27 protein-coding genes are annotated in these 26,553 nt (G+C 71.1%); 6 read left to right on the top strand and 21 right to left on the bottom strand.

Annotation, left to right across the window (positions count from 1 at the left end; genetic code table 11):
* Nucleotides 1–12: 12 nt before the first annotated feature.
* The 5 genes from guaB to ACHAAJ_RS02635 all read right to left on the bottom strand — a co-directional run bounded on the left by guaB (nt 13) and on the right by ACHAAJ_RS02635 (nt 6,661).
* Entirely contained in the window at nt 13–1,518 is a 1,506-nt protein-coding gene (gene guaB, locus ACHAAJ_RS02655) for an IMP dehydrogenase (protein ID WP_435726323.1), read from the bottom strand.
* Between the two features lie 110 nt (nt 1,519–1,628).
* Nucleotides 1,629–3,776 carry an acyltransferase family protein gene (locus ACHAAJ_RS02650; protein WP_435726321.1) on the bottom strand — a complete coding sequence of 716 codons (2,148 nt, stop codon included), beginning with the start codon at nt 3,774–3,776 and terminating at the stop codon, nt 1,629–1,631.
* 289 nt (nt 3,777–4,065) lie between these two features.
* A complete protein-coding gene (gene groL / locus ACHAAJ_RS02645; protein ID WP_435726319.1) occupies nt 4,066–5,676 on the bottom strand; it encodes a chaperonin GroEL in 1,611 nt (536 codons plus the stop codon).
* Between the two features lie 60 nt (nt 5,677–5,736).
* Entirely contained in the window at nt 5,737–6,033 is a 297-nt protein-coding gene (gene groES / locus ACHAAJ_RS02640) for a co-chaperone GroES (protein ID WP_435726318.1), read from the bottom strand.
* 190 nt (nt 6,034–6,223) lie between these two features.
* On the bottom strand, nt 6,224–6,661 hold the full coding sequence (locus tag ACHAAJ_RS02635) for a hypothetical protein (RefSeq protein WP_435726316.1): 438 nt from the start codon (nt 6,659–6,661) through the stop codon (nt 6,224–6,226).
* Between the two features lie 56 nt (nt 6,662–6,717).
* Here ACHAAJ_RS02635 and ACHAAJ_RS02630 point away from each other — a divergent pair, with 56 nt between their 5' ends.
* A complete protein-coding gene (locus ACHAAJ_RS02630; protein ID WP_435726315.1) occupies nt 6,718–7,965 on the top strand; it encodes a class I SAM-dependent methyltransferase in 1,248 nt (415 codons plus the stop codon).
* 188 nt (nt 7,966–8,153) lie between these two features.
* Here ACHAAJ_RS02630 and ACHAAJ_RS02625 read toward each other — a convergent pair whose 3' ends face one another.
* The 4 genes from ACHAAJ_RS02625 to ACHAAJ_RS02610 all read right to left on the bottom strand — a co-directional run bounded on the left by ACHAAJ_RS02625 (nt 8,154) and on the right by ACHAAJ_RS02610 (nt 12,695).
* Nucleotides 8,154–8,795 (bottom strand): dihydrofolate reductase family protein, encoded by a 642-nt coding sequence (locus ACHAAJ_RS02625; RefSeq protein ID WP_435726313.1) that lies wholly within the window; start codon nt 8,793–8,795, stop codon nt 8,154–8,156.
* Between the two features lie 27 nt (nt 8,796–8,822).
* Entirely contained in the window at nt 8,823–9,638 is an 816-nt protein-coding gene (locus ACHAAJ_RS02620) for a shikimate 5-dehydrogenase (protein ID WP_435726312.1), read from the bottom strand.
* Between the two features lie 146 nt (nt 9,639–9,784).
* Complete coding sequence (locus ACHAAJ_RS02615) at nt 9,785–10,735, bottom strand: putative endonuclease domain-containing protein (RefSeq protein WP_435726310.1); 951 nt, start codon at nt 10,733–10,735, stop codon at nt 9,785–9,787.
* 235 nt (nt 10,736–10,970) lie between these two features.
* Nucleotides 10,971–12,695: a glycoside hydrolase family 3 protein gene (locus ACHAAJ_RS02610; protein WP_435726308.1), complete on the bottom strand. Its 1,725-nt coding sequence runs from the start codon at nt 12,693–12,695 to the stop codon at nt 10,971–10,973.
* A 78-nt stretch (nt 12,696–12,773) separates the two neighbouring features.
* Between ACHAAJ_RS02610 and ACHAAJ_RS02605 the strand changes: the two genes are divergently transcribed.
* On the top strand, nt 12,774–13,916 hold the full coding sequence (locus ACHAAJ_RS02605; protein ID WP_435726306.1) for a glutamate--cysteine ligase: 1,143 nt from the start codon (nt 12,774–12,776) through the stop codon (nt 13,914–13,916).
* A 142-nt stretch (nt 13,917–14,058) separates the two neighbouring features.
* Here ACHAAJ_RS02605 and ACHAAJ_RS02600 read toward each other — a convergent pair whose 3' ends face one another.
* The 4 genes from ACHAAJ_RS02600 to ACHAAJ_RS02585 form a co-directional block, all read right to left on the bottom strand.
* On the bottom strand, nt 14,059–14,409 hold the full coding sequence (locus tag ACHAAJ_RS02600; RefSeq protein WP_435726305.1) for a hypothetical protein: 351 nt from the start codon (nt 14,407–14,409) through the stop codon (nt 14,059–14,061).
* A 6-nt stretch (nt 14,410–14,415) separates the two neighbouring features.
* Nucleotides 14,416–15,486 carry a tRNA (adenosine(37)-N6)-threonylcarbamoyltransferase complex transferase subunit TsaD gene (gene tsaD / locus ACHAAJ_RS02595; RefSeq protein WP_435726304.1) on the bottom strand — a complete coding sequence of 357 codons (1,071 nt, stop codon included), beginning with the start codon at nt 15,484–15,486 and terminating at the stop codon, nt 14,416–14,418.
* 185 nt (nt 15,487–15,671) lie between these two features.
* On the bottom strand, nt 15,672–16,853 hold the full coding sequence (locus ACHAAJ_RS02590; protein WP_435726302.1) for a fatty acid desaturase family protein: 1,182 nt from the start codon (nt 16,851–16,853) through the stop codon (nt 15,672–15,674).
* 28 nt (nt 16,854–16,881) lie between these two features.
* Nucleotides 16,882–17,949: a ferredoxin reductase gene (locus ACHAAJ_RS02585; protein WP_435726300.1), complete on the bottom strand. Its 1,068-nt coding sequence runs from the start codon at nt 17,947–17,949 to the stop codon at nt 16,882–16,884.
* A 99-nt stretch (nt 17,950–18,048) separates the two neighbouring features.
* Here ACHAAJ_RS02585 and ACHAAJ_RS02580 point away from each other — a divergent pair, with 99 nt between their 5' ends.
* Nucleotides 18,049–19,278: a PucR family transcriptional regulator gene (locus ACHAAJ_RS02580; RefSeq protein ID WP_435726299.1), complete on the top strand. Its 1,230-nt coding sequence runs from the start codon at nt 18,049–18,051 to the stop codon at nt 19,276–19,278.
* Here ACHAAJ_RS02580 and ACHAAJ_RS02575 read toward each other — a convergent pair.
* Genes ACHAAJ_RS02575 through tsaB form a run of 3 tightly spaced genes read right to left on the bottom strand, consistent with a single transcriptional unit; the run spans nt 19,271 to nt 21,379 of the window.
* Nucleotides 19,271–20,158, bottom strand: a complete 888-nt coding sequence (locus ACHAAJ_RS02575) for a D-alanyl-D-alanine carboxypeptidase family protein (RefSeq protein ID WP_435726297.1) — start codon at nt 20,156–20,158, stop codon at nt 19,271–19,273. The genes ACHAAJ_RS02580 and ACHAAJ_RS02575 overlap by 8 nt on opposite strands.
* A 40-nt stretch (nt 20,159–20,198) precedes the next feature.
* On the bottom strand, nt 20,199–20,636 hold the full coding sequence (gene rimI / locus ACHAAJ_RS02570) for a ribosomal protein S18-alanine N-acetyltransferase (RefSeq protein ID WP_435726588.1): 438 nt from the start codon (nt 20,634–20,636) through the stop codon (nt 20,199–20,201).
* A 35-nt stretch (nt 20,637–20,671) separates the two neighbouring features.
* Entirely contained in the window at nt 20,672–21,379 is a 708-nt protein-coding gene (gene tsaB / locus ACHAAJ_RS02565; RefSeq protein WP_435726296.1) for a tRNA (adenosine(37)-N6)-threonylcarbamoyltransferase complex dimerization subunit type 1 TsaB, read from the bottom strand.
* Nucleotides 21,380–21,454: 75 nt separating this feature from the next.
* Between tsaB and ACHAAJ_RS02560 the strand changes: the two genes are divergently transcribed.
* A complete protein-coding gene (locus ACHAAJ_RS02560) occupies nt 21,455–21,868 on the top strand; it encodes an Hpt domain-containing protein (protein WP_435726295.1) in 414 nt (137 codons plus the stop codon).
* Nucleotides 21,869–22,154: 286 nt separating this feature from the next.
* On the opposite strand, the gene ACHAAJ_RS02555 is transcribed toward ACHAAJ_RS02560, so the two are convergent.
* From ACHAAJ_RS02555 to ACHAAJ_RS02535, 5 genes are all read right to left on the bottom strand, one after another.
* The gene (locus ACHAAJ_RS02555; RefSeq protein ID WP_435726294.1) at nt 22,155–22,973 is read right to left on the bottom strand and encodes a response regulator transcription factor; all 819 of its coding nucleotides are present in this window, start codon (nt 22,971–22,973) and stop codon (nt 22,155–22,157) included.
* A 62-nt stretch (nt 22,974–23,035) separates the two neighbouring features.
* A complete protein-coding gene (locus ACHAAJ_RS02550; protein ID WP_435726293.1) occupies nt 23,036–23,509 on the bottom strand; it encodes a hypothetical protein in 474 nt (157 codons plus the stop codon).
* Nucleotides 23,510–23,511: 2 nt separating this feature from the next.
* Entirely contained in the window at nt 23,512–24,087 is a 576-nt protein-coding gene (locus ACHAAJ_RS02545; RefSeq protein WP_435726292.1) for a signal peptidase I, read from the bottom strand.
* A gap of 45 nt (nt 24,088–24,132) precedes the next feature.
* Nucleotides 24,133–24,684, bottom strand: coding sequence for a hypothetical protein (locus ACHAAJ_RS02540; protein WP_435726291.1), 552 nt, complete (start codon nt 24,682–24,684; stop codon nt 24,133–24,135).
* A 31-nt stretch (nt 24,685–24,715) separates the two neighbouring features.
* The gene (locus tag ACHAAJ_RS02535) at nt 24,716–25,240 is read right to left on the bottom strand and encodes an alternate-type signal peptide domain-containing protein (protein ID WP_435726290.1); all 525 of its coding nucleotides are present in this window, start codon (nt 25,238–25,240) and stop codon (nt 24,716–24,718) included.
* 336 nt (nt 25,241–25,576) lie between these two features.
* Between ACHAAJ_RS02535 and ACHAAJ_RS02530 the strand changes: the two genes are divergently transcribed.
* Nucleotides 25,577–25,708: a hypothetical protein gene (locus ACHAAJ_RS02530; RefSeq protein WP_435726289.1), complete on the top strand. Its 132-nt coding sequence runs from the start codon at nt 25,577–25,579 to the stop codon at nt 25,706–25,708.
* 97 nt (nt 25,709–25,805) lie between these two features.
* Entirely contained in the window at nt 25,806–26,507 is a 702-nt protein-coding gene (locus ACHAAJ_RS02525) for a FadR/GntR family transcriptional regulator (protein ID WP_435726288.1), read from the top strand.
* Nucleotides 26,508–26,553: the final 46 nt, after the last annotated feature.

Below are 26,553 nucleotides of genomic sequence, written 5' to 3'. Positions count from 1 at the left end.
GGCGGGGCGGGGCTAGCGGGAGCGGTAGTTGGGGGCCTCGACCGTCATCATGATGTCGTGCGGGTGGGACTCCTTGAGCCCGGCCGCCGTGATGCGCACGAACTTGCCCTTCGCCTTGAGCTCGCCGATGGTGTGCCCGCCGACGTAGAACATGGTCTGGCGCAGCCCGCCGACCAGCTGGTGGGCCACCGCGGAGAGGGGTCCGCGGTACGGGACCTGGCCCTCGATGCCCTCGGGGATCAGCTTCTCGTCGGTGGGGACGTCGGCCTGGAAGTAGCGGTCCTTGGAGTAGGACGTGTTCTTGCCACGCGTCTGCATGGCGCCGAGGGAGCCCATGCCGCGGTAGGCCTTGAACTGCTTGCCGTTCATGAACACCAGGTCGCCCGGGGACTCCGCCGTTCCCGCCAGCAGCGAGCCCAGCATCACGGAGTCGGCGCCGGCGACCAGCGCCTTGCCGATGTCGCCCGAGTGCTGCAGGCCGCCGTCGGCGATCAGCGGCACGCCGGCCGGGATGGCGGCCTTGGCGGATTCGTAGATGGCGGTGACCTGCGGCACGCCCACGCCGGCGACGATGCGGGTGGTGCAGATGGAACCCGGTCCCACGCCGACCTTGATGGCGTCGGCACCGGCGTCGATCAGCGCCTGCGCGCCCTCGCGGGTCGCGGCCTGGCCGCCGACGACGTCGACGTGCGCGGCCGCGGGGTCCTTCTTCAGGCGCGCGATCATGTCCAACACGCCTTGGCTGTGGCCGTTGGCCGTGTCGACGACCAGCACGTCCACGCCCGCGTCGATGAGCGCCATCGCGCGGTCGTAGCCCTCGCCGAAGAAGCCGACGGCGGCGCCGACGCGCAGGCGGCCCTCGTCGTCCTTGGTGGCGATCGGGTACTGCTCGGCCTTATCGAAGTCCTTGACCGTAATCAGGCCCTGCAGGATGTCGTGGTCGTCGACCAGCGGGAGCTTTTCGATGCGGTGCTTGCTCAGCAGCGCGATGACCTCCTCGCGCGGCACGCCGACGCGCGCGGTGACCAACGGCATCGCCGTCATCGCCTCGTAGACCTTGGTGGTCATGAACCGCTCGCGCGGGATGAAGCGGGTGTCGCGGTTGGTGATGATGCCCAGCAGCTTCTTCCCGCCGTCGACCACGGGCAGGCCGGAGACGCGGTAGTGGAAGCAGAGGTCGTCGAGTTCCTGCAGCGTGGCGTCGGGGCCCACGGTCACCGGGTCGGTGATCATGCCGGACTCGCTGCGCTTGACCTGGTCCACCTGCTTGGCCTGGTCGTCGATCGAGAGGTTGCGGTGGATGATCCCGATTCCACCCTGCCGGGCCAACGCGATCGCCATCGAGGCCTCGGTGACGGTGTCCATGGCGGCGGAGGCCAGGGGGATGTTCAGCGTGATGCGCTTCGTGAAGCGGGTCGCGGTGTCCGCCTCGGAGGGGATGACGTCCGTCGGGCCGGGGAGCAGCAGGACGTCGTCGTAGGTGAGTCCTTCGAGGGCGAAGGGATTGAACTCGGACATGGGGAGCCTTTCGCGAGCCGGCGGGGGATTTCCTACATCCTAGAACGCGAGCGTGCCGTTCCCCATTCCTCACGCGGGATGTGTCCAAGGGAACAGGGCCGGCAACGGCCCTACCAGCCGAGCGAATCCTTCAGGCGCCGCTCGAACACCGGCGCGGTCGTCTCCACGTACGTCCGGGTGAGGTGGGAGCCGTCCATGTACGCCAGGACGTTGCCGATCACCGGGCGGCACGTCCCGTCGACGCAGAGCTGGTCGGTCATGTCCATGAACCCCAGCTTCCCCGAGCCCGGCCGCGCGGTCTCCGGGGCCATCCGGCGCTCCAACTCCTCCAGCGGCGAGACCGGTGCAACGATCTCCTCGGTCGGCGCGGAGCACTCCGGGGAATCGGCGCCCTTGCGGTCCACGCATTCGGGCACGTTGAAGGGGTAGCGCGGGGTGTCGCGCAGGGCGACGACGTCGATTCCGGCCTCCAGGAACGGGCGGATCCCCTCCTCGTAGGCGGGGACGATCCGCTCCTCGTCGCCGCGGGTCTCGGTGTCCTCGCCCTCGGTGAAGGCGGTCAGCGTCCCGAGGGTCACGACGGCGTCGGGCCGGTGGTCCACGGCGTACTGCGTGGCCGCCTCGCTGAACCCGTTGCACTCGGCCGAGCGCTCGTCGGTCGGGCCGCCGAAGCGGCAGCCGGGCTGGGTGACCAGCACCCAGGCCCAGTCGTTCTTCTCCGCGGCGACGGACAGCGCGGACGTCCAGTGCTGCGCGTGCGAATCGCCGACCACCATCACGGTCTTCTCCGCGGTGGCCGGGTCCCCGCCGAGCTGGCAGAACTCCGTGCGCGGGTCCGTGAGCTGGTAGTCGCCCGTGCAGTCGCCACCGTAGTTGGCCCATTCGGCGCCGGCGTCGCTGGCGAGGGGGCGCACGACGGCGGCCGGGTCGCCGTCGTACTCGAAGTCCGGCGCCAGCGCCTGGGCGCCCGGGTTGTCCGCGGGGGCCTGCTGCTTCACGGCCGTCTCGAACGCGGCGACCCGCGACTCCCAGCCGCTCAGCGGCATGGCGACGATGCCGACCATCACGGCCAGCACCAGGCTCAGGCGGCGGCGGCGCTGGGTGGGCCAGTGCCAGGCGTGGAACGGGGTCTCGACGACGCGGGTGGTGGCCCACGCCAGGGCGAGGGAGAGCCCGATCACGGCCAGGCCGCCGAGGATCCCCGGGTTGTGCAGTTCCCGCACGGTCAGGAAGATCACCAGGATCGGCCAGTGCCACAGGTACAGCGCGTAGGAGATGCCGCCGAGGGCCACCAGCGGCTTGGCGGCCAGGAGGCGGTCGACGCCGCGGCGACGGTCGGCATCGGCCGGCGCCCCGCCGTCGGACGCCGGGGTCCGGGTGTCGCCGGCGGCGATGATCGCGGCCGCGGCCAGCGTGGGCCACAGGGCGACGTAGCCGGGGAACTGCGCCTGCACCTGCAGGATCAGGCCGCAGGAGAGCATGGCGGCCAGGCCCACCCAGCCCAGCACCACGCGGATCCGGACGGAGAGCTTCGCGGCGTACGGGACGGCCAGCACCAGCAGCGAGCCGAGCGCGAACTCCCACAGGCGGGCGCGGGTGTCGAAGTAGGCGTACGCCTGGTTGGTGGCGGTCGCGTGGACGGAGTACGCCAGGGACACGGCGAACACGACGCCGAACGCGGCGCCCACCAGAGCGCGGTACCCCAGGCGCGGGAAGCGTCCGCGCAGGGCACGCCAGGCCAGCGCGCAGGCGGCGAGGATCAGCGGCCAGAGGATGAACACCTGGCCCTGGATGGACAGCGACCAGAAGTGCTGCAGCGGGCTGGCCGTCGCGTGGTTCGCGGCGTAGTAGTCCACCGACTCGCGGGCGAGCGTCCAGTTCTGCGTGTAGAACAGGCTGGACCAGGTCTGCGTGAAGACGTCGTGCCAGCGGGTGCGCGGCAGCAGCGAGGCGGTCGCGGCGAGGATCGCCAGCAACACCACGACGGCGGCCGGCAGCAGCCCGCGGAAGCGCTGGAGCCAGTAGGACACCAGTTTCAGCGGCTTCCCGGATTCCACCTTGTGGGTGAACGAGGCCGTGAGCAGGAACGCGGAGATCAGCAGGAAAACGTCCACGCCGCCGGAGACGCGGCCCAGCCACACGTGGTAGACGACCACCATGAGGACGGCGAAGGCGCGCAGTCCCTGCACCTCGGGGCGGTAGGCGGGCTTGCTGGCGGCGCCGGGCCTCCCCTGGCGGGTGTTCAGGTCTAGGGCCATCGCTGGCGGCGTCCCTTCGGTGGACTGTGTGGACGGTCGCGGTGAGGTCGCGCGGACGCCTCTGGCGTCGTGCGGGGTGGCGCGGTCAGCCACCCTCAACCCTCCATCCTACCAGCAGCGTTACCGCACGGTGATCTGGCGGGAGCGGGGACGGCGTTCCGGCGGGCGCGGCGGATGGCGTTCGGGCGGGCAAACGACGACGGCGCCGGACCCCCGAAGGGATCCGGCGCCGTCGTGCGGCCGCCGTGGGCGGCCCGGCCCCCTGACAGGGGGCGGTTGGTGCTTTGGACTAGTGTCCGTGGCCCGCGTGCTCGTCCTCGTCGGCCTGCTTCTCGGCGACCAGGGTCTCCGTGGTCAGGACCAGGGCAGCGATCGACGCCGCGTTGCGCAGCGCGGAGCGCGTGACCTTGACCGGGTCGATGATGCCCGCGGCGAGCAGGTCCTCGTAGACGCCGGTCTTGGCGTTGAAGCCGTGGTTGACCGGCGAGGCGGCGACCTTGGAGGCCACCACGTAGCCGTCGTGCCCGGCGTTCTGGGCGATCCAGCGCAGCGGCTGGACCAGGGCGCGGCGGACGATGCCGACGGCCGCCGCGGCGTCGCCCTCGAGCGCCACCACCGCGGGGTCGGTGTCCAGCACGGAGAGCGCGTCGACGAGGGCGGAGCCGCCGCCGGCGACAATGCCCTCCTCCATCGCGGCGCGCGTCGCGGAGACGGCGTCCTCGATGCGGTGCTTGCGCTCCTTGAGCTCGACCTCGGTGGCCGCGCCGACCTTGATGACGCCGATGCCGCCGGAGAGCTTCGCGAGGCGCTCCTGCAGCTTCTCCTTGTCCCAGTCGGAGTCCGTGCGGGTGAGCTCGGCCTTCAGCTGGGAGACGCGGTCCGCGACGTCCTCGTGGGAGCCGGAGCCGTCCACGATGGTGGTCAGGTCCTTGGTGATGGTGATCCGGCGGGCGGAACCCAGGACCTCCAGGCCGACCTGGTCCAGCTTCAGGCCCAGGTCCGGGGACACGACCTGCGCGCCGGTGAGGATCGCGATGTCCTGCAGCATGGCCTTGCGGCGGTCGCCGAAGCCCGGCGCCTTGACGGCGACGACGCTGAGCGTGCCGCGCAGCTTGTTGACGACCAGCGTGGACAGGGCCTCGCCCTCGATGTCCTCGGCGATGACGAACAGCGGCTTGCCGGCCTGCAGCGCCTTCTCCAGCAGCGGCAGGAACTCGGCCACGGTGGAGATCTTGCCGGAGTTGACCAGGATCAGCGCGTCCTCGAGGACGGCCTCCTGGCGCTCCGGGTCGGTGACGAAGTGCGGGGACAGGTATCCCTTGTCGAACTGCATGCCCTCGGTGAGGACCAGCTCGGTCGTCGTCGTGTTGGATTCCTCGATGGTGATGACGCCCTCGGCGCCGACCTTGCCGAACGCCTCGGCGAGCAGGTCGCCGATCTCGTCGCTCTGCGCGGAGATGGCGGCGACGTTGGCGACGTCCTGGCCCTCGACCGGGCGGGCGATCTCGGCCAGGCGCGTGGCCACGGCCTCGACGGCGGTCTCGATGCCGCGCTTGATCTCGCCCGGCGCGGCGCCGGCCGCGACGTTGCGCAGGCCTTCCTTGACGAGGGCCTGCGCGAGCACGGTGGCGGTGGTGGTTCCGTCGCCGGCGACGTCGTTGGTCTTGGTCGCGACCTCCTTGGCGAGCTGTGCGCCGAGGTTCTCGTACGCGTCCTCGAGTTCGACCTCGCGGGCGATCGTGACGCCGTCGTTCGTGATGGTCGGCGCGCCCCAGGCCTTGGCCAGGACCACGTTGCGGCCGCGCGGGCCGAGCGTGACGCGGACGGTGTTGGCGAGCTTGTCGATGCCGGCCTCGAGCGCCTTGCGTGCGTCGTCGTTGAAAATAAGTTGTTTAGCCATGCTGCTGCTCCTTGGGATTGCGTAAAGCCCCGGCCTGGGCCGGGGCTTCACACGGGAAAACTACTTGACGACGATGGCCAGCACGTCGCGTGCCGAGAGCACCAGGTACTCCTGGCCGCCGAACTTGACCTCGGTGCCGCCGTACTTCGAGTAGATGACGATGTCGCCCTCGGCGACGTCGACGGGAACGCGGTTGCCGTTGTCGTCGACGCGGCCGGGGCCCACTGCGACAACCTTGCCCTCCTGGGGCTTTTCCTTCGCGGTGTCAGGGATGACCAGGCCGGAAGCCGTGGTCTGTTCGGCCTCGAGCGGCTGAACAACGATGCGATCCTCGAGAGGCTTGATGGAGACCGACATGCGGATCTCTCCTTTGCGTAAGTGCCAATGGTTGAAGGGCCGTTGGACATGCGCCAACCGTCGTCGCGGTGCCAGCTGGCAAGTACCTCGGGCTTTAGCACCCGACGGTGTCGAGTGCTAATGAAGACTCTATGAGGTGGCTGGCACTCGGTCAAGGCGAGTGCCAAAACGTACGACGCCGGAGGTCGCCCTACGCGGTCTGGTCGCGCTCACCGCGCTGGGCATTGGCGCGGAAGACACCGAGCGCGCCGATGCAGATGGCGGCCAGGGACAGCACGACGGCGGCGATGAAGCCACCCAGCGGAACACCGAGCAGCTCGCGGGCGGCGCGGCCGTCGATCCCGGACCCGAAGTAGTCCCCGCCCGCCTGGATGTAGCTGCCGGCGAGCAGGGCCTGCAGCACCACGGACGCGATCAGGGCGAGCGCGGCGACCACGCCGACCGCCATTCCCGCGTACAGCAGGATCCGGTAGGCCAGCCCCGCGCGGCCAAGCGGCGGCGCACCGGCGTCGTCCGTCTCGCGGGCCGCGTCGACCGCCTCGGGAAAGCGGGACAGGAAGCCGGCTTCGGGCGCGGGGGGTGCGGCGGGGGCGGGGGGTGCGGGGTTGGGTTCCTCGTTCTTCGGCACGGTTCCACGGTACCGCGCGGCCCGGTCCACTGGGCGCGGGCAACTAGGGTTGTCCCATGGCTTCCCCCTCCCCCGCCGTGGAAAACCTCGCGCCCGTGCTGTCCCCGGAGGGCTTCGGCCTGCTCAATTCGCTTAGCCCGGACGCCGCGGCCACGGACCGCGCAGCGCTGGAGCTCAACCTGCGCCTGCGCAAGGACGGGCACCCCGCGGAGTTGGTCGCCGCCGTCGTGCACCAGGCCCGGATGCGCGCCCGCGCCGCGGCCAAGCTCGGGCCGTTCGCCGCGCACATGATCTTCACCCGCGCCGGACTGGAGCAGGCGACGCGCCTGAACGTCGCCGCGATGCACGCCCGCCGCTACGTGCGCGCCGGCGTCGCCCGGGTGGCGGATTTGGGGTGCGGGCTGGGGTCGGACGCGATGGCGATGGCCGCGCTGGACCTGGAGGTCACCGCCGTCGAGCTGGACGAGACCACCGCGGCCGCGGCGATGGTGAACCTCATGCCCTGGCGGAACGCGCGCGTGGTCAACGCGGACGCGACCGGGTTCGCCCTCGACGGGTTCGACGGCGTCTGGCTCGACCCCGCGCGCCGCACGACGTCGAGCTCCGGGACCTCGCGGATCTTCGACCCGGAGGCGTTCAGCCCGCCGTTGTCCTTCGTCGAAACGCTGGCGGCTCGCGGGCTGGCCGTCGGCGTGAAGCTCGGGCCGGGCATCCCGCACGAGTCGCTGCCCGCCGGGTGCGAGGCGCAGTGGGTGTCCGTCGACGGCGACGTCACCGAGGCCGCGCTGTGGTTCGGCCCGCTGGCCCGGCCCGGCGTGCGGCGCGCGGCCCTGGTGGTCGGCCCGGACGGCACCTCCGACGAACTGACTAGCGCCGTGGAGTACGACGCCGGCGCCTCCCTCCGCGGCGAGGTCCCAGTCGGGGACGTGGCGGGGTTCCTGTACGAGCCGGACGGGGCGGTCATCCGCGCCGGGTTGGTGGCGGAGGCACTGGCGACCGTGGGCGGGCATCTGGTGGACCCGCACATCGCGTACTTCTGCGCGCCGACGCTGGTTCGGACGCCGTTCGCGCGGCCCTACCGGGTGCTGAACGTGCGGCCCTACAACGTCAAGGCCCTGCGGACGTGGGCGAAGGCGGAGGGGGTCGGCGTGCTGGACATCAAGAAGCGCGGGCTGGACGTGACCCCGGAGGAGCTCCGCAAGGTGCTGCTGGCGGGCGCGGGCAAGTCGGCGAAGAAGAAGGCGACGCTGGTCCTGACCCGGATCGGCGACACCCGAGTGGCCATAGAGGTAGCCCCGGCCTAACCCCCTCGCCTCCCCCGTTTCGCCCCCCTTGCGTTTCGACGAAGGTAGATGCTGCTTTTGGGCCGAATCCGAGCATCTACCTTCGCCGAAACGGGAGGCGGGAGCATCTGGCTTCGTCGAAATTGGGCGGGGCGGCGAGAATGGGCGGGGCGGCGAGGGCAGGCGGGGGCAGGCTCCGGCCGGCGGGGTTAGGCTGCGGCGTCGTTCGCCGGGGGGTGCGGCCCGTCGTAGGTGCCGAACGTGGGCGTGCCGGCGGCCTCGAGGGTGTGGATGGAGAGTCCGGCCGGTGTGGACTCGGACCCGACCAGTTGGAACCCCGCGGGCGCGCCGCCCTCCGGGAACAGCCTCCGGCCCGTGCCGACGACCACCGGGGCGACCACCAGCCGGACCAGGTCGATCAGACCGGCGGCGAGCAGCGACTGGGCCAGCGTCGCGCTGCCGTGGATCTGCAGTTCCCGCCCGTGCTGCCTCTTGAGCGCGGCGACCTGCGCGACGACGTCGCCGTCCAGAAGGGTGGACGGGTTCCAGTCGGCGGATTTCAGGGTGTGCGACGCGACGTACTTCGGCAGGCTGTTAATCCTCGGTCCGAAGGGGTCGTCCGGATCGTCCATCTGCGGCCAGTCGCGCGCGAAGTTCTCGTAGGTGCGGCGCCCGAAGAGGAGCCCGTCGGCCTCCCCGAGCCACGCCGCGGCCAACTGGATGAAGCGCTCGTCGAGGAACGGCACGAACCATCCGCCCCGCCCGAAGCCGCCGCTGGTGTCCTCGTCGGGGGCGCCGGGCCCCTGCGAGACGCCGTCCAGCGTCACGAACTGCATCAGCGTCAGCCTCATGGTGCGTTTCCTTCCTCGGCGGCCGGACTACCCGGCGCGCATGAACTCCTCGGCGGCGGCGACCTGCTCGGGCGTCGGGGTGATGCCCGTGTAGAGGACAAACTGCTCCAGCGCCTGCAGCGTCATGACCTCGGCGCCGGTGATGACGTTCTTGCCCAGGAGGCGCGCCGCCTGGATCAGGGGCGTCTCGGCGGGGACCGCGACGACGTCGAACACCGTGTGGGCCGCCTCCACCTGCTCCTCGGTGAACGAAAGCTGCGTCTCCTCGTCCCCTCCGGCCATGCCGATCGGGGTGACGTTGACGAGGACGTCCGTGGCGCCGTCGTGCTTGGCGGTCCACTCGAATCCGTACAGGCCGGCGAGCGCGCGGCCCGCTTCCTCGTTGCGGGCGACGATCGTGACGCGTGTGAATCCGGCGTCGCGCAGGGCGGCGGCGGTTGCCTTGGCCATGCCGCCCGCGCCGCGCAGCGCGACGGTCGAGGACGGGTCGACGGCGTGGCTCGCCAGGAGCGCCGCGACGGCGGAGTAGTCGGTGTTGTGGGCGGTGAGGACGCCGTCGTCGTTCACGATGGTGTTGACCGAGTCGATCGCGGCGGCAGACGGGGCCACCTTGTCGACGAGCGCGATGACCTCCTCCTTGTAGGGCATGGAGACGGCGCAGCCGCGGATGCCGAGGCCGCGCACGCCGGCGATGGCCTGGGCGAGGTCGGTCGGGGCGAAGGACTTGTAGATCCAGTTGAGGTCGAGCTGCCCGTAGAGGTGGTTGTGGAACCGGGTGCCGTTGTTGCTCGGGCGCGCGGACAGCGAGATGCAGAGGGTCATGTCCTTGTTCAAGATGGGCATGGCTCCAGCGTAGTCCGGACCGGCGCGCCCTCCCTCCCCCGTTTCGACGAAGGCAGATGTCGGTTTCGGGCGCGAATCCGACATCTGCCCTCGTCGAAACGGATGAACGGGGCATCTACCTCCGTCGAAATCCGTGCTGGCCCGCGTCAGGCGTCCTCGGCCAGCAGCAGTTCGCGTCGCAGCCGGCCGAGGAACTTGTCCCTGCCCGCGGGCGTGAACACGGTCTTCGTCACCTTCAGCACCTTCCATCCGCGATCGCGCAGCCCGGCGTCGCGGTCGATGTCGTGCTCGTACTGCTTCCGGTCCAGGCGGTGGTGCTCGCCGTCATACTCGATCGCGATGCGCGCCCACCGGATCACCAGATCCGGCACCACGGACCACCCGTCCGGGAACTCGAGCCGGACGTTGACCTCCAGGTCCCCGATGCCCTCCGCGACCAGCATCCCCCGCAGCCGCGACTCCATCGGCGAATAGAAACCGGGCCGCAGCAGCTCGCGGGCCTCGCGCGCCAGCCGCACGCCGGGGACGGAGCAACGGCGGTCGAGGACGTCGTCGATCTCGGCCAGCGTGGCGAGCGGGTGCGTTCCGAGGACATCGTCCGGCCGCGGCGGCCCGTCCTCGGGTTGGAGCAGCGAGTCGCCGGCGGCCACCAGGTCACCCAGGCTCAGCCCCGTCCCGGCCAGATCCGCCCACGTCCAGGCGGGCGACGTCAGCGCGATCCGCTCCACCACGCGCCGGTCGCGTTCCAGCAGCGGCGCCACGTGTCCGACGACGTTCGGCCGCCGCGCGTGCCCACCCCTGCCCCTGACGCGCGTGACGTGGATCGGAAACACGCCGTCCCGGTCCGGCGCCCACATGCCCCAGGCCTGCGCGGCGCTCCGGTGGCTGAGGTACGTCCCGCGGTCCAGCCGCATGTATGCGCGTAGGACGTCGAGCCGCGGCTCCCCGTTGTCGGGCACCTGCCGCAGCCCTCGCGTCGGCGCTTCGAACCGGGACGAGCGCAGCTTCCCCGGCGTCATCCCCCGCGCGAGGCCGTCCGCGAACACGAATATGCCCGGCGGCTCGGGCGGGGGTTTCGCGGGGTCCGGATTCTCCATGACCCCATGGTGCCTAAAAGGGCGAATCGCCGCAGGCGATATCCACAGGCACGACGCCGGGGCCGCGCCACCCGCCGTCGCACCCACGGGGGGCGCCCTCGGACACCGCCGCCGCCCTCCCCATTTTCGACGAAGCCAGATGTCGCACCCCTCCGTTTCGACGGAGGTAGATGTCGGTTTCGGCCCCGAAACCGACATCTACCTCCGTCGAAACGAGAGGGAGGGAGAGGGGGCCTTAGCAGCCCGTTCCGGCCGGGTACTCCCCTACCGCGACCGGGAGCCGCCCCGGGGCCTCGGACTCGCCCTTCAGCACCGCCACCAGGGCCCCAAAGGATTCCACCGTCCGCCCGTAGAGCGCGATCTTCGTCCCCGCGGCGGACCCCGCCAGCCCCCACGGCGCATCCAGGGACACCACCACGTCGCCCGCGCCGGCCCCGTGGGATCCGCCCAGCAGCGTCACGAGTTCCCCCGATCCCACGGCCAACCCGGCCTTCCCCGCGGCCTCCGCAAGCCGCGCGCGGTCCTCCGCGGTCCCGCCGGCGATCCGGATTCCGGCCCCGACCAGCGCCCCGGAACACTCCCCGTCCACCACGGTCACGGACGCCCGGGCCAGCTCCGCACCCAGCTCGACCCCCGCGCCCTCCCCGGAGGACGCCGGGTCCGCCGCGGACAGCGACCGTCCGCCGTCGTCCAGCTCGGACGCCAGCCGCCCCTGCCACATCATCATCGCCACGACCCGCGTCGCCGCCTCGTCCAGCCGCTCCGCGGGCACCTCTCCGGAGTCCACCGCCGCGACCACCGCCGCGTGGGCCTCTTCGACAGACGTCGGCATCAGCAGCAGGTCGGCCCCGGCCGCCAGCGCGTCCACCGCCGCCCCGCCGCCCGGCGCGGACTGCTCCACCGCGCCCATGTTCAGCGCGTCGGTCACGGCCACGCCCTCGAATCCGAGGTCCCGCAGCGCGTCGTACGTCGCGGAGGAGAGCGACGACGGGACGCCGGGCTCCAGCGCCTCGACGGCGATGTGCCCCACCATCACCATCGGCGCCCCCGCCTCGATCGTCCGGGAGAACGGCGCCCAGTCCCGCGTCCGCAGCTCCTCCAGGGAGGCGTCCTGCACGGGCAGCCCCACGTGGGAATCCGTGGTCACCGAGCCGTGCCCGGGGAAGTGTTTCGCGGACGGCAGCACCCCGGCGTCGAGCATGCCCTCGATCCCCGCCGCGGCGTGCTCGCCGACGAACTCCGGATCCGAGGAGAACGATCGCGCCCCGATCACCGGGTCGGCGGGGCCGAGCGTCACGTCGGCGTCGGGCGCGAAGTCCATCGTGAATCCCAGCGCGGCGAGTTCGGTGGCCATGGCCTCGTGCGCCCGGGCGGTCAGTCCGGCGTCGTCCGCCGCGCCGTACGCCATCGGCGCGGGCCATTCGGTCAGCGGCGCCTTGACGCGCGCCACGGCCCCGCCCTCCTGGTCGACGGCGACGATGCCGGGCCAGTCGCGGCCGGAGCCGAGCGTCTCTTGGAACCTCGCGGTCGTCGCCGCCAGGGCCTCGGTGTCGACTCCGCTCGCTCCGCCGGCGGCGCCCTCGCCGGCCGCGGCGCCGCCCGCGTTTCCGCCCGCGGCCAGCGGCACGTTGTCGCCCATCACGATCACGCCGCCCAGGTGCAGCTCGTCGACCTTGGCCAGCTCGGCGGCGGGATCGGTCCCGGTGTAGTGGTCGACGAGCACCTGCCCCGCCTTCTCCGCGGTGCCCATGGCTGCGACGGCGTCGGCGGCCGCCTCGACGTCGGACGCCAGCGGCCCCCAGGACGTGCGTTCGGGGTCCGGCGCACTGGAGGACGACGCCGGTGCGTCGCCGCCCGCGCCCGGCGCACCCGGCGTCGTGCCCGAGGGCGGCGCCGGCGTCGGGGTGCACGCCGCCAGGGCGAGGGTGGCGGTGAGTACCGTCACGGTCAGGGTTCTCATGCGCAAGGCCACGGGTCCAAGGGTACCGGTGCCGATAGACTGTCAGCCGTCCCACCCGCACGATTTTCAGGAGCCTGGATGCAGATCGATTTCGCCGAGTCCCGGCAGTCCACCCTCGGCGTCGAATGGGAGATCGCGCTCGTGGACAGCGAGACCGGCGACCTGCGTTCGGTCGCGCAGGAGGTGCTGCTCGGGGTCCACACCCTCCACGGCGAACTCGACGAGGACGAGGAGCATCCGCACATCAAGCAGGAGCTCCTGCTGAACACGGTGGAGATCGTCACCGGGGTCTGCGACACGGTCGACGAGGCGAAGAGGCAGCTCCACACGAACATCAAGGCCATCCGCGACGTCACCGACCCCATGGGCGTGGACCTGTACTGCGCCGGGTCGCACCCTTTCGCGCCGCCGAAGCTGCAGCCGGTGACCAACAAGGAGCGCTACGCGAAGCTGATCGACCGCACGCAGTGGTGGGGCCAGCAGATGGTCATCTACGGGGTGCACGTCCACGTGGGGCTGGACCGCCGGGACAAGGCGCTGCCGATCGTCGACGGCCTGGTCAACTACCAGCCGCACTTCCAGGCGTTGTCGGCGTCGAGCCCGTTCTGGGGCGGCGAGGACACCGGGTACGCCTCGCAGCGCGCCCTCATGTTCCAGCAGCTGCCGACCGCCGGGCTCCCCTACCACTTCGAGACGTGGGAGGGCTTCGAGGGGTACGTGCGGGACATGGTCCACACCGGCGTCATCGACGACATCACCGAGATCCGCTGGGACATCCGCCCGGTGCCGCGGTTCGGGACCGTGGAGATGCGCATCGCCGACGGCCTGTCCTCGCTGCAGGACATCGGCGCGATCGCCGCCCTGACGCAATGTCTAGTGGATGACATGTCCACCACCTTGGACAACGGCGGGACCATCCCGGTCATGCCCCCGTGGTACCGAGTGGAGAACAAGTGGCGCGCGGCCCGCTACGGGCTGGACGCCATCATCATCCTCAACGCCGCGGGGGACGAGATGCTGGTGACCGAGCACCTGGAGCGGGAGCTCAACCGGCTGGAGCCGGTCGCGAAGAAGCTGGGCTGCTCCGACGAGCTGGTGGACGTCGAGCGGATCATCCGCGGCGGCGCCGGCTACCAGTGGCAGCGGCGGGTGGCGAAGGCGCACGACGGCGACCTGCGCGCCGTCGTCGCGGACAACGTCGCGCGGATGCACATCGCCTGACCCGCCCCGCTTTCGCCCAAGCCAGATGCTCTCCCCCCTCGTTTCGACGAAGGCAGATGCTCGTTTCGGCCCGAAAAGGGACATCTGCCTTCGTCGAAACGGGAGGGAGCGGTGGTTGGCTTCGGCGAAACGGCGCCGGATGTCACTTCCCGTCCAGGTACGCCCGCAGCCACGCCGGGACCATGAAGCGCGGGAACCGGGTCAACCCGAGGACCACGGAAACCAGCACGACGCCGGTGCCCCCGACCGCGCAGACGGCGAAGGCCGCGCGCGCGGTTCCGGGCGACTCGAACAGCTCGTCCATCGCGAACGCGAAGGACGCCATCGTCAGGCCCGCCCCGGCCCAGAGGATCCCGATGCCGAGGTGCGGGCAGTGGCGCCCCCAGGCGGATCCGGCCCACGAGCGCCAGATGCCGTCGTACGCCCAGATGCCGAAGTACAGCCCGGCCATGCCGAGGCCCAGCAGCGCGCTCATCAACAGGGTGGATTCCATGGCGGCCTACAGCGAAATCGCGCCGACGGGCTGACCGGAGTCGGTGCCGAACGCGATCCCTGACGGGGCGACGCCGGCCACCACCAGCTGCGCGGCCAGCGCCGCGACCATGGCGCCGTTGTCCGTGCAGAGGCTCGGCTTCGGGATGCGCAGCGAGATGCCGGCGGACGCGCACCGGGCCGCGAGCAGTTCGCGCAGCCGGGTGTTGGCCGCCACCCCCCCGCCGAGCAGCAGGTTCTCCAGCCCGTGCTCGCGGCAGGCCAGCACGGCCTTGGACGTGACGACGTCGACGACGGCCTCCTGGAACGACGCCGCGATGTCCGCCACCGGGGGCTGCTCGCCGCGCGCCTCGTACTGCTCCACGCAGCGGGCGACCGCGGTCTTGAGCCCGGAGAAGGAGAAGTCGTAGCGGTGCCTGCCGGGGATCTCCGCGGTGCCGGTGAACTTGGGCAGCGTCAGCCCGCGCGGGAAACGGATCGCCTTCGGGTCGCCCTGCCTGGCGATCGCGTCGATGGCCGGCCCGCCAGGGTAGCCGAGGCCGAGCAGCCGGGCCACCTTGTCGTACGCCTCGCCGGCGGCGTCGTCGATCGTCGCCCCGAGCAGGACGACGTCGGTGGCCAGCGAATCGACCTTGAGGATCTCCGTGTGGCCGCCGGAGACCAGCAGCGCTCCGAGGCTGGACGGCAGCGCGCCGCCGTCGAGCACCCCGACGCCGACGTGGGCCACCAGGTGGTTGATCGCGTAGAGCGGCTTGCCGGTGGCGAGGCAAAGCGCCTTCGCGGCGGCGACGCCGACCATGAGGGCGCCGGAGAGCCCCGGGCCGGAGGTGACGGCGAGCGCGTCGAGCTCGTCCAGGGTGACCCCCGCGGCGTCCAGCGCGGCGCGGAGCGTGGGGACCATGGCGTCCAGGTGCGCCCGCGAGGCGATTTCGGGGATGACCCCGCCGAAGCGGACATGTTCGTCCATCGAGGAGCTGACGGCGTTGGCCAGCAGCTCCGTGCCGCGGACGATTCCGACGCCGGTCTCGTCGCAGGAGGATTCGATGCCGAGGACCAGCGGCGCGGCGGAGGGAGTCATGCTGTCCAGTTTAGGGTCTGGGCGAGGCGCCGGGTTTGCGGTGACTTCGTTTCGACGACGCCAGATGCCCGCCCCTCCCGTTTCGACAAAGGTAGATGCCCGGATTCCGAGGAAAACGGACATCTACCTTCGTCGAAACGCAGGGGGTGGGCATCTGCGTTCGTCGAGATTACGGGGCTACGGGGCTACGGCAGGGCCAGGCGGAAGACCTTGGCCCAGGCCGAGCCGACCTGCTTGTAGAGCGGACCCGTGTTGTACGGGAGGCCGTAGCGGCGGCAGATCTCCCTGACCTTCGGGGCCACCTCGGCGTAGCGGTTGGACGGCAGGTCCGGGAACAGGTGGTGCTCCACCTGGTGGGACAGGTTGCCGGTCATGAAGTGCATCAGCTTGGACCCGGAGATGTTGGAGGACCCGATCATCTGCCGCACGTACCAGTCGCCGCGCGTCTCGCCGTCGACCATCTCCTCGGAGAACGTCTCGGCCCCCTCGGGGAAGTGCCCGCAGAAGATGACGGCGTGCGCCCAGATGTTGCGGGTGGCGGTGGCCACCAGCGTACCCATCAGCGCCTGCTTGCCCGATCCGCTGAGCATCCCGAGGGCCGGGGTGGCCAGGAAGTCCTTGGTCACCTGGTTCATGGCGGACTTGCCGAACGCCTTCAGGTCGCGGATGAAGTCCTCCTTGGACTTCTCCCCCGCCTTGAGCTCGGTGATCTCCAGGTCGTACAGGGCGATGCCCCAGTCGAACACCGGCGCCAGGATCGCGTTGAACACCGGGTTCAGGACGTTGACCGGCTTCCACTGCTGGTCCGGGTCCATGCGCAGCAGGTTGTAGCCCACGTCTTTGTCCTTGCCCAGGACGTTGGTCCACCGGTGGTGCTGGTCGTTGTGGGTGTGCTGCCACGAGCGGGCCGGCGTCATGAAGTCCCACTGCCAGGTGGTGGAGTGGATGTCCGGGTCGCGCATCCAGTCCCACTGGCCGTGCAGGATGTTGTGCCCGATCTCCATGTTCTCGATGATCTTCGACGCGGAGAGCATCGCGGTCCCGGCGACCCAGGCGTACTTGTTGCGCCCGGCGCCGATCAGGGCCGCGCGGCCGGCGATCTCCAGGGTGCGCTGCACCTTGATGACGCGTCGGATGTAGGCGGCGTCCGCGGACCCGCGCTTGGCCAGCACGTCGTCCTTGATCGCGTCCAGCTCCCGGCACAGCTCCGCCACCTGCTCGTCGGAGAGGTGCGCGGCCGACGGCGGTCGGACCGCCGGGGAGCCGGTTTCGGGGAGGATTCCGGGCTTGCGCTTGCGGACGGTGGTTTCCGGGGCGTACGACTTGGTGTCGTCCGCCTCGGTGGGCCTGGTGGTCGTTGTCGTCATCGGTTCTCTCCTTAGAGGTCGAGGTTGACTAGAGGTCGAGGTTGACGGGTCCGGCGGCAGCCGAGACACACGTTTGGATCAGTTGGCCGGGTTCGCCGTGGACTTCGCCGGTGCGCAGGTCGCGGACCTTGCCGGCGCGCAGGGGGGTGAGGCAGCTGTGGCAGATGCCCATGCGGCACCCGCTGGGCATGAGGACCCCGGCGTCCTCGCCGACGTCGAGCAGGGGTTCGTCGCCGGGCGCCTCGATCTCGCGGTCGGACGTCTCGAACGTCACGAGGCCGCCCTCCTCGCCCTCGCCGCCGGCGAGGTCGGTGGTGAAGCGCTCGATGATCAGGTCCTCGGCGCCGCCCTCGACGCCCATGGACTCGGACCAGAGCTTCTCGGCGTCGTCCAGGAACCCCGTCGGGCCGCAGGCGTAGGCGGCGCGCTCGCGCCAGTCGGGGCACACGGCGTCGACCGCGGCGGCGTCGGCGAGGTTCAGCCGCCCGGACTCGGACGTGAAGTGCTCCACGACGCGCAGGTTGGGGAACTGGTCGGCGAGTTCGCGCAGCTCCTCGAGGAACAGGCTGTCCGCGGAGCTGCGGGCCGAGTGCACCAGCACGACGTCGGCGTCGGGCCTTCGCGGGACCAGCGTGCGGATCATGGACATCACCGGGGTGATGCCGCTGCCGGCCGTGAGCATCAGCAACGGGCGCGGGTGCTCGGGGAGCGTGAAGTCGCCCTGCGGAGGCGCGAGGAACAGGACGTCCCCGGGCTTGGTTTCGCGGACCAGCGTGCCGGAGACGGAGCCGACGTCGGTCACGGTGATCGCGGGGTCCTGGCCGGCGGCCGCGCTGAGGGAGTAGGAGCGCCAGTGGCGCACCCCGTCCAGTTCGACGCCGATGCGCGCCCACTGGCCCGCGGCGTGCGCCTTCCAGCCGCGTCCCGGGCGGAAATGGATGGTGGTGGAGTTGGCGTTCTCGCGCACCACGGACGTGACCACGCCCCGGAGCTGCCGGTGGGAGAACACCGGATCGAACAGCGAGAGGACATCCTCCGCGGTCAGCGGGTGGGTCAGTACGGATGCGGCCTGTGCCAGCGAACGGAGCCGAATCATGACACCAGTCTATGGCGACCAGGGCAACATTTCTCCATGCAAGGCATACGATTGGCGGCAGGAAACTGTCTCCACGCACTAAAGAACGCGAGTCCCCGCATGTCAGAGGTCGCTCCCACCGGCCCTTCGGGGCAGCACACCGATCCGCCGTGGCTCGCGGTCCCCCGCGAGGTCGGCGAGGCCCTGCGGCCGCACCTCCCGCACGTCGTCGAGGCGATCATCAACGCCGTGCCGCAGCTGGTCCCCGCCTACGCGCGCCCCATCGAGGGTCGATTCGGCCGGGGCCTGCGCCGCGGCGTCGCCGGCGCGCTGGACCGGTTCCTCGACCTCCCCGGCACCTCGGGACCGGCGCTGTCGGTGGAGACGCGCGAGCTGGTGGCGGGCCTGGGCAGCGGCGAGTTCCGCCAGGGCCGCAGCATGGACGCACTGCTGGGCGCCTACCGTTCCGGGGCGCGCGTGACGTTCCGCGAGCTGTCGAAGGTCTCCATGGACATGGGGCTGGGGTCCGAGGTGGTGGTGAACCTGGGCGAATCGGTCCTCGCGTACATCGACGAGCTCTCGGCGGTCAGCGTGGAGGCCTACGCGTTCGAGCAGTCCGAGCGCGCGGGGGAACTGGAGCGGCGCCGCACGGACCTGGTCCAGCTCCTGCTGCTCGGCCGGACGGACGAGGGCTCGCTGCGGCAGGCGGCGGCGATGGCCGACTGGGTGCTCCCCCAACGCCTGTGCGTGGTGACGCTGCCGCTCGGCAACACCGCGGGGCTGCGGCTGCGGCTGGGGTCGCGCGCCCTGGTCGTCGAACGCGAGACCGACGCCGTCGTCGTGCTGCCCGCGCCGTCCGGCGCCACCGAGCGGAACGCGCTGGCCGGAACGCTGAGCGGCCGGGATGCCGTTGTCGGGCCGGCCGGGGACTGGGAGCGGGCCGGCGGGTCGCTGCGATTGGCGGTGCTGGCCGCCGCCGCTCTGCCCGCCGACGAACGCGCGGACGAACTCCCGCTGTGGGCGGACGAACACCTGTCGCGGATCGTCCTCGGCGCCGAGCCGCTCGCCGTCGACGAGTTGGCCGCCCACCGGCTGGCGCCGCTGGAGTCGCTGCGCCCGGCCCAGCGCGAGCGGCTGGAGGAGACCCTCCTGAGCTGGCTGCGGCACTGGGGGCAGCGCGCGCCGGTCGCCGCGGAGCTGGGTATCCACGCGCAGACGGTCGGCTACCGGGTGGCGCAGCTGCGCGAGCTCTTCGGCGACGACCTGGAGGACCCGCGGGCGCGGTTCGAGCTGGAACTGGTCCTGCGCGCCGCACGCGCGTTCGCCGCCCCCGGCGCCCCCGCTACCTGAGGTACGTCCCGGACATCCATCCCGTTCGGGCGCCGTACTTCACCTGGTGCCAGGACCCGCTGCGCTTGCCCGTGGTGGCGACCGTCTTGCCCTTCGGCACCGTCGCCAGTATGCGGTGGCCGGTCCCGGCGCCAGCGCGCAGGTTGAGGTTCGCGGTGGTGGTCTTCGTACCCGCCCTCGCGGCGGACGCCTGGGCCACGGCGCCAAGGTGGTGCTCGAGCGTCGGCGTCCCGCTCCCGCGCATGGAGGAAGCGATCGCGGTGCCGACGTAGCGGTAGTGCCAGGGCTCGTACCCGTACCCGGTGACCGCGCCCCGGCCCGGCGGGTAGCGCAGGATGTACCCGTAGCGGTAGGCGTTCCGGGCCATCCAGCCGCCCGCGCCCGCCGCGGTGGAGACGTCGACGGCGAGCCCGGTCTGGTGTTCGGAGGTGCCCGCCGGGGCGACCACGCGTTTGGCGTACGCCGCGCCGTACCAGCGCGTGTAGTTGGCCATCAGCGTGGCCTGGGTCTTGTACGAGCGGTAGCTCGAGGTCGCCCGCAGCACCACGCCGCCCTTCCGGGCTCCGGCGGCCATCTTCGCGTAGGCGGCGGCCGCGCCGGGCTGCAGTTTCACGGGGACGCCGGCCACGCCCTTGACCGTGACCAGGCGCGGGACATAGGTCCGGGGCACCAGCGGGTGGGACTTGTTGACCAGCACGTCGGCCCGGGCGGGATTGCGCGGCGCCGCCTTCTTCGCGGCGGGCACGGCCAGCGGGGCCGTAGCGGCGGAATAGGGCACGACGGCGGGCGCGGCCACTGCCGCGGGCGCCGCACCCAGTGCCGCGGCGAACGCGAGTGAGAGTGCCGCGAGGACCGCCGCCGGTCGTTGGTTGCGCAACATGTGCACGTCGTTTCTGTCGTTGGGTGTTTTGTGGACAACCCTAGCGCGGGCCCGGCTGCAGCATCAGGCGCATGATCACGGCGTCGGTTCCGCCGGGGTAGTACCCCTTGCGCACGTGGATCGGCTCGAACCCGAACCGCACGTACAGCGCCTGCGCGCGCGGGTTGTCGGCCCGCACCTCCAACATGACGTCCCGCGCCCCGCGCCCGCGCGCCTCCCCGATCAGGCCGGTCAGCAGGGCGGAGCCGATGCCCCGACCCTCGTGCCCGGGAACGACGGCGATGGTCTGCACGTCGGCCAGCGGCAGCACGCACATCATGCCGCAGTAGGCGACGATGCTCCCGCCGTCCTCGACCACCCAGTAGCGCCGGGTGCCGGCCTGCGCCAGCTCCTCGCGGAACATCCGTTCGGGCCAGGCGTCCCGCGGGAACAGCGCCGCCTCCAGGGCGTAGACCGCGGTGACGTCCTCGGCGGTCATCTCCCGGATGCACCAGCCGCTGTCCGAATCGGCGCTCACTTCCCGAACCCGGACGGGCGTTTCATCGCGGCGGGGACCTTCGCGTCGGATTCGCGCAGGTACAGGGGCGCGGTGGAGAGCGGTTCCCTTCCGCGGGCCAGCGAGGCCAGGGCGAATGCGCCGAGCGACGCCGCGTTCGGGTGCCGGGAGGCGAACGCGGGAACGCCGTGCGCCCCGACAGCCGCCAAACGTTCGGCGTAGAGGCCGGCGCCCGTCCCGTAGACGGGCCCGGCCGGCAGCTCCTCCGCGGCGGAGACGTGCGGCCCTTCCGCCAGCGTGCCGTCGGGCCGATAGCGCGCCCAGTACAGTTCCTTCCGCCGCGCGTCGATTGCTACCGTGAAGCCACCCTCGGGAATCCCGGCGGAATCGGTGTCGGCCAGCACGTCCCAGGCAACGGCGTCCAGGCTCATCGCCCCGTCCACGGGCACGCCCCAGGCGAAGCCGAGCGTGCGCGCCGTCGCGATGCCGACGCGCAACCCGGTGAACGGACCGGGACCGACGCCGACGACGATCCGGTCCAGGTCCCTCCCCGCGACGCCGGCCTGCGCCAGAATCCCCTCGATCGCGGGCGCGAGGACCTCGGCGTGCGTGTTCGTCTCCTCGGACGCGAAGGACTCGAGGACCTCGGCCGGGCCGGCGGCGCCGTGGGCCCGCAGCAGGGCGGCGGAGGCGATGGCGGAGGTGTCGATGGCTAGGACAAGCATGCGCCCCAGTATATTGCGCGGATCTTGAGCCAAACTTGCACGGGTTGCGCGGTCGGGAAGCGGATGATGATGGGCATGAGAACGGATGCGCCCACGGCCAACGCCGGCGGTGCGCCCGCCCTGGTCGACGACGGCGAGCTGCGGGCGATGGTCCGCCATGTCGGCGCCGAGGCCACGCGCGAATTCGTGAACCGGTTCGTCTCGTTGTGGCCCTCGCGTCTTGAGCGCCTCATGGAGGCGGTGGTCCAGGGCGACTGCGAGACGTTCCGGGACGCTTCGCTGTCGCTCAAGTCCGGGGCATCGATGGCGGGAGCCACCGCCCTCGCGGCGCTTGGCGACCGGCTCCACCGGATTGCCAGCGATCCGGACGCGCCGGACGCGTGCGCCCGCGCCCGGGAGGCGATGGCGGACCTCGAACGCCTCGGCGCGCTGTCCGTCGAGGCGCTCGCCGCGCTCGTCGCGGTGCTGTGCGCCGACCAGCCCGCCTGAAAAGCCGACCAGCCAGCCCGAAAAGTTACGGGCACGGCCAATCTTGAGCAAACCTTGAGGGAAACTTCTGACTTTGCCGCACCACCCGTTGAGCATCGGACGGCATGCTTGCCGCAAGGGCAGGACGGGGCGGCCGGGGGGCCGCCGACGAAGGGCCCGATGCCGCAGCATCATCCAGCCACGGGGGATCTTGGGGGTTTCCGGAGGCCGGTCAGCTGAACCGCCGCTCGCCGACGGGAACCTTGGGGGTTCCGTCACACGGGCGGCGGAGGCGTTTAACGGGCCGCTACTGCGCCTTCGCGCTCCGGTATCCGACGCCGCGGACGGTCTCCACCCAGCGCGGCGCCCGGGCGTCCTCGCCGAGCTTGCGGCGCACGTTGCCCAGGTGGACCTCGATGGTGCGCTCGTCGGCCGCGGAGACGAACGTCCCCGAGTCCAGGTCCTCCTCGCGCAGGATGCGGACCAGGTCCGCCTTCGTGCGGACGTTGCGGCCGCCTTCCATGACCGACTTCAGCAGCGTGAACTCCGTGGGCGTCAACGCCGGTTCCTTCTCCCCCAGCCGCACCACGTGCGTCGCCGGCTCCAGAACCAGGCCGTTGAGTGTCAGGCAGCGCACGGTCGGCGCCTCCGTGTGCGCCGGGACGGGGCCCGTCGTCCCCGCCGCGCCCCCGTGCCCGGGGGCAACGGTCTGGATCGCACCGGTGTGCGCGACCCCCGGACCCTGCCGTTTCTCGCGGACGCGGCGGCGGATGACGGCGTCGACGCGGGCGCGTAGTTCCCGCGGGCTGAAGGGCTTGGTCAGATAGTCGTCGGCGCCGGATTCCAGGCCCATGACGGCGTCGATCTCCTCCGACCTCGCGGTGAGCATGATGATGTGCGCCTCGGAAAAACGCCGGATGCGGTGCGCCACCTCGAAGCCGTCGATGTCCGGCAGGCCGAGATCCAACGTCACCAGGTTCGCGTCCACCTTGAATGCCAGCTCAACCCCCGCGACGCCGGTCCGCGCCGGGTGCACCACGAATCCCGAGCTTTGCAGCACGGCCTCCAGAAGCCCGCGGATATCGTCGTCGTCCTCGATGACCACGGCTACGCGGCGCTGGTCCACGCGTTCCCCCTCGTGTCTGAAATGTTTCCCACATCCTAGCCGCGCGGGCGGACACTTTAGCCTCAGACACAGGTCGCGGTTGGCGTCTGGGCGGTTTTGGCCAGCGAGAGCGTCCACGTGGTGGACTGGCCGCGGATCCACGCGGACGGCGCGTCCGGGTCGCCGACGAACGGCAGGATGCCCAGCGTGTAGTCCACCGGGCGGTTCAGGTTTCCCTCGAAGACGGCCGTGTGCGTCGCCGGCACGCCGCCCCGGACGATCGCCTCCGGCACCACGGCCACGCCGTTCTTGTCGGTGATGGTCACCTGGTAGCCGGAGGCGTCGGACGCACTCCATTCCATGGTGACGTACGCCGCCGTCGTGTCCTGGCGCGAGCAGCTGATCGACCGTCCGATGGTCGCCGGCGTCATGGGCGCGGCCGTCGCGTTGACGGCCGCGGTTCCCGACTGGCTCCAGAGCGCGAACGCCGCGCCCCCTCCCAGCAGGCCGGCCACGATCATCACATAGAGCACCACGGCGGCGCGCAGCCCCGGCACCGTCACTCCCCCGTCACGCCCGCCGCCGCCTCGGCGGCTTCGGCCTCCCGGCGGCGCACGGCGCGGGCGCCGATTCCGCGGGCGAGGCTGACGAGGCCGTAGCCGATCAGGCCGAACGCGGCGGCCTGGCCGAGGAGCCCGCGGTCCCGGTTGCCGAGCCAGTTCGCCGCGAATCCCGCGTAGGGCACCGCGTAGAAGACTCTTCCGCGCACTTGCACCGCGCGGACCGGGTCCGGGTCCGCGACGTCGTTGTTGTCGCCCTGCGTGAAGAGAACGCGTTCGCCCTGCCGGTCCACACCGGTGGACACCACCCGGTGCGTCACGACGGCGGCCTCGCCGGATGCGATCTGGTACGTCACCACGTCCCCGGGTGCCACCTCGGCGACGTCGACGGGCTTCACGACCAGCAGCGTTCCCGGAGGGTAGCCGGGCTTCATCGAACTGGTGAGCACCGAATACTGGGTGGACCCGCTCAACAACGGAACAACGATCAGTACGACGGCGGCCAGCGACGCGATCACGAGGGCCACGAACCCCCAGGCCTCGCCGAGGCGGCCGCGAACGGCGGACATTCCCATGGCGCGTGTCCCTTTCTGTTGGGCGGGCTCCGGTCTGTGGGGCAGCTACGGGGCGAGCTGCAGCGCGGAGATCCCGACGTCGACCGTCGCTGCCGCGCCGCTGAGCGTGGCCGGCGTCGTGCTTTTGAGGGTGAGGGTGAGGCAGAACGTGCCGGCCGCGCCCTGGGCGATGTCTCGGGCGTTGCCCGCGGTTCGCGTGGCGCAGGTGCCGCCGGACGCCAGGGCGACGGCGGCGTCGACATATCCTGCGAGCGCCCCGGTGACGGTCGGCGCGCCCGCCGTCGTGCGGAGGGTGAAGGTCCCGCTGCCGGCGTTGGTGGCGTTGGTGACCGTCACCGGGACCACCACCGGCTTGTCGCGCTCCAGCGCCGGGACGCCGGCGACGGTGACCGTCCGGGGCGTCCCGCTGGCGGAGAGGCGCTGCTGCTGGCCGTTGTCCGCGATGACCGTCACCGCGAAATCGGCGGCCCGCACCGAGCCGGCCGCCGACGCCGCCGTCTGCGTCCAGAGTGCCAGCGACCCCTGCACCGTCAGCAGCCCGAGGACCACGGCGGTGCCGCACAGCGCGGCGGACTTCAGGGTGGCAGTGGCCAGCATGTGCTGCGCTTTCTTCGTGGTTGCGGGCTCGCTACGGCGCGGCCGGCGGCTGCGGTGCGACCTGCGCCAGCTTGTACCCGATTCCGCCGAAGTCGATCTGTGCGTTGGTGCTGGATTGCGCGTCGGTGGATTCCTTGAACGTGAACGTCGTCGACGCCGTGTACGTGCCGGACTCGGTGAGGGCGTCCGATACGGCAACACCGTTGGCATCCGTGAGCGTCACAGGGCCCAGGGCCACGTCATTCGCGTTGAATCCGCTGTCGGTGGCGCCGGTGACGGTGAGGGTGGCTTTCATGAGATCGCCGGACAGCGTCACGGTCACGGGCTGGGTGTAGGTGAGGACATCGCCCGGGACCACGCGGTAGTCCGCGGTGACGGCGGTGCCCGTCCCGTTGGTCCAGGATCCCGTGCCGGCTTTCAGATCGAGGTTCCCGGCCACGATGGTCCCGGCGTTCGCGCCTGCGGCGTCGTTCCAGACGGCCAGGGTCCCCCCGCCGCCGAGCAACATCGCCACACCTAGTCCCGTGGCGAGCGCACCTTTGGTCATACTGTTCATCGTTGAGTCCCCTACGAGTTTTCGGTGCGGGACGTTGCGCGTCCCGGCAATGGGAATCACTGTTCAGGGGCAACATCAAGAACGGCAGCAACTCGTGCACAGCTTTAACGAAAGATTTGCGCAAGAGCCGAGGGCAAATCTTGAGCAAAAATTGAGGTCGGCGCGTAACAAGCCCGACGAGGTGGACATTTTGTAAACCTGTTGGCCCAGCCGCTCGAAATGTCGGATTGTTCATGCGACTATTAATCTCGGGTGCGGGGATTTGGCCGCACGTTTGGGGGATGGCACGTCGGGCAGCAATGCCCGACGTGCCCTAAAAAGCTGGGAGGTGCCATCGTGGCACGCTATGAATCTCGATACGCACAACGCGAGGCGGCCCTGCGGCTGCGGCGGAAACTGGGGACGGCGGCTGTCGTCCTGCTGGCCCTCGCGGTGGTCGTGGCCGTCGGCTACACGTTGACGGCATAGCCGCCGAGGGGCGCGGGCAGCGGCATGGTGGCCCCGGGCGGATGCCCGGGGCACGCTACTGTAAGGGCAACAACGTTGGCCCCGCCCGGAAGGAACCATGGCACGCGCAACACTGGTGGACATGGTGGCCGACGAGATCCTCCGCAGGGTCATCGACGGAGAGCTCCCCGAGGGTGCCGCCCTCCCCTCGGAGGCGGAGATCGGGGCGCAGCTGGACGTCAGCCGCCTCACCGTCCGCGAGGGCCTGAAGGAACTGCGCGCCAAGAACGTGCTCAACGCGGTCCGCGGGCGCGGCACCTACGTCAATTCGGTCTCCGCGTGGACGTCGCTCGAGGCCGTACTGCGTTCGATGTCCGCCGCCGGCAGCGCGTCGCAGGTCTCCGTCCAACTGTTGGAGGTCCGCCGCATGATCGAGGTCGGCGCGGCCGAACTCGCCGCCGCTCGGCGCACCGAAGCCGACCTCGAACTGCTGCGCAAGCACCTTGCCGGCATGGTCCGGGCCCAAGGATCAGACGTCGACCGCTTCGTCACGGAGGACATTGCCTTCCACGACGTCATCCTGCGCGCCTCGGGAAACCTCATGGTCCCCGCGCTGTACGAACCGCTGGGCAGGATGCTCGGCGCCGGGCGCCGCGAGACCTCGGCGGTTCCCGCGATCCAGGAACACGCGATCCAGATGCACCGCAACGTGCTCGCCGCGCTGGAGTCCGGCAGCCCGGAGGCTGCGCGGACGGCGATGCTCGAGCACATGGACCAGACGCTGGACGACCTGCGCAAGTTCGTCCTGGCAACCGACTAGCCCTTCCCTTACCCGAACTTTGCGCTTAAGATGTCTGACATCTGAT

This window comes from Arthrobacter arnarulunnguaqae (assembly GCF_051262515.1).
Taxonomy (GTDB): domain Bacteria; phylum Actinomycetota; class Actinomycetes; order Actinomycetales; family Micrococcaceae; genus Arthrobacter_N.
Note: the sequence above shows the minus strand (reverse complement) of the source record. Positions and strands in the feature narration are given on the sequence as shown.

What these genes read in the sequence shown, in the direction of transcription:
- ACHAAJ_RS02535 (WP_435726290.1), bottom strand. Translation starts at nt 25,240, where the DNA reads ATGAACAGTATGACCAAAGGTGCGCTCGCCACGGGACTAGGTGTGGCG.
- ACHAAJ_RS02540 (WP_435726291.1), bottom strand. Translation starts at nt 24,684, where the DNA reads ATGCTGGCCACTGCCACCCTGAAGTCCGCCGCGCTGTGCGGCACCGCC.
- ACHAAJ_RS02525 (WP_435726288.1), top strand. Translation starts at nt 25,806, where the DNA reads ATGGCACGCGCAACACTGGTGGACATGGTGGCCGACGAGATCCTCCGC.
- ACHAAJ_RS02610 (WP_435726308.1), bottom strand. Translation starts at nt 12,695, where the DNA reads ATGAGAACCCTGACCGTGACGGTACTCACCGCCACCCTCGCCCTGGCG.
- groL (WP_435726319.1), bottom strand. Translation starts at nt 5,676, where the DNA reads ATGGCTAAACAACTTATTTTCAACGACGACGCACGCAAGGCGCTCGAG.
- tsaD (WP_435726304.1), bottom strand. Translation starts at nt 15,486, where the DNA reads ATGACTCCCTCCGCCGCGCCGCTGGTCCTCGGCATCGAATCCTCCTGC.
- groES (WP_435726318.1), bottom strand. Translation starts at nt 6,033, where the DNA reads ATGTCGGTCTCCATCAAGCCTCTCGAGGATCGCATCGTTGTTCAGCCG.
- ACHAAJ_RS02620 (WP_435726312.1), bottom strand. Translation starts at nt 9,638, where the DNA reads ATGCCCATCTTGAACAAGGACATGACCCTCTGCATCTCGCTGTCCGCG.
- ACHAAJ_RS02580 (WP_435726299.1), top strand. Translation starts at nt 18,049, where the DNA reads ATGTCAGAGGTCGCTCCCACCGGCCCTTCGGGGCAGCACACCGATCCG.
- ACHAAJ_RS02600 (WP_435726305.1), bottom strand. Translation starts at nt 14,409, where the DNA reads ATGGAATCCACCCTGTTGATGAGCGCGCTGCTGGGCCTCGGCATGGCC.
- ACHAAJ_RS02560 (WP_435726295.1), top strand. Translation starts at nt 21,455, where the DNA reads ATGAGAACGGATGCGCCCACGGCCAACGCCGGCGGTGCGCCCGCCCTG.
- ACHAAJ_RS02625 (WP_435726313.1), bottom strand. Translation starts at nt 8,795, where the DNA reads ATGAGGCTGACGCTGATGCAGTTCGTGACGCTGGACGGCGTCTCGCAG.
- guaB (WP_435726323.1), bottom strand. Translation starts at nt 1,518, where the DNA reads ATGTCCGAGTTCAATCCCTTCGCCCTCGAAGGACTCACCTACGACGAC.
- tsaB (WP_435726296.1), bottom strand. Translation starts at nt 21,379, where the DNA reads ATGCTTGTCCTAGCCATCGACACCTCCGCCATCGCCTCCGCCGCCCTG.
- ACHAAJ_RS02590 (WP_435726302.1), bottom strand. Translation starts at nt 16,853, where the DNA reads ATGACGACAACGACCACCAGGCCCACCGAGGCGGACGACACCAAGTCG.
- ACHAAJ_RS02630 (WP_435726315.1), top strand. Translation starts at nt 6,718, where the DNA reads ATGGCTTCCCCCTCCCCCGCCGTGGAAAACCTCGCGCCCGTGCTGTCC.
- ACHAAJ_RS02575 (WP_435726297.1), bottom strand. Translation starts at nt 20,158, where the DNA reads ATGTTGCGCAACCAACGACCGGCGGCGGTCCTCGCGGCACTCTCACTC.
- rimI (WP_435726588.1), bottom strand. Translation starts at nt 20,636, where the DNA reads ATGACCGCCGAGGACGTCACCGCGGTCTACGCCCTGGAGGCGGCGCTG.
- ACHAAJ_RS02545 (WP_435726292.1), bottom strand. Translation starts at nt 24,087, where the DNA reads ATGGGAATGTCCGCCGTTCGCGGCCGCCTCGGCGAGGCCTGGGGGTTC.
- ACHAAJ_RS02605 (WP_435726306.1), top strand. Translation starts at nt 12,774, where the DNA reads ATGCAGATCGATTTCGCCGAGTCCCGGCAGTCCACCCTCGGCGTCGAA.
- ACHAAJ_RS02615 (WP_435726310.1), bottom strand. Translation starts at nt 10,735, where the DNA reads ATGGAGAATCCGGACCCCGCGAAACCCCCGCCCGAGCCGCCGGGCATA.
- ACHAAJ_RS02585 (WP_435726300.1), bottom strand. Translation starts at nt 17,949, where the DNA reads ATGATTCGGCTCCGTTCGCTGGCACAGGCCGCATCCGTACTGACCCAC.
- ACHAAJ_RS02650 (WP_435726321.1), bottom strand. Translation starts at nt 3,776, where the DNA reads ATGGCCCTAGACCTGAACACCCGCCAGGGGAGGCCCGGCGCCGCCAGC.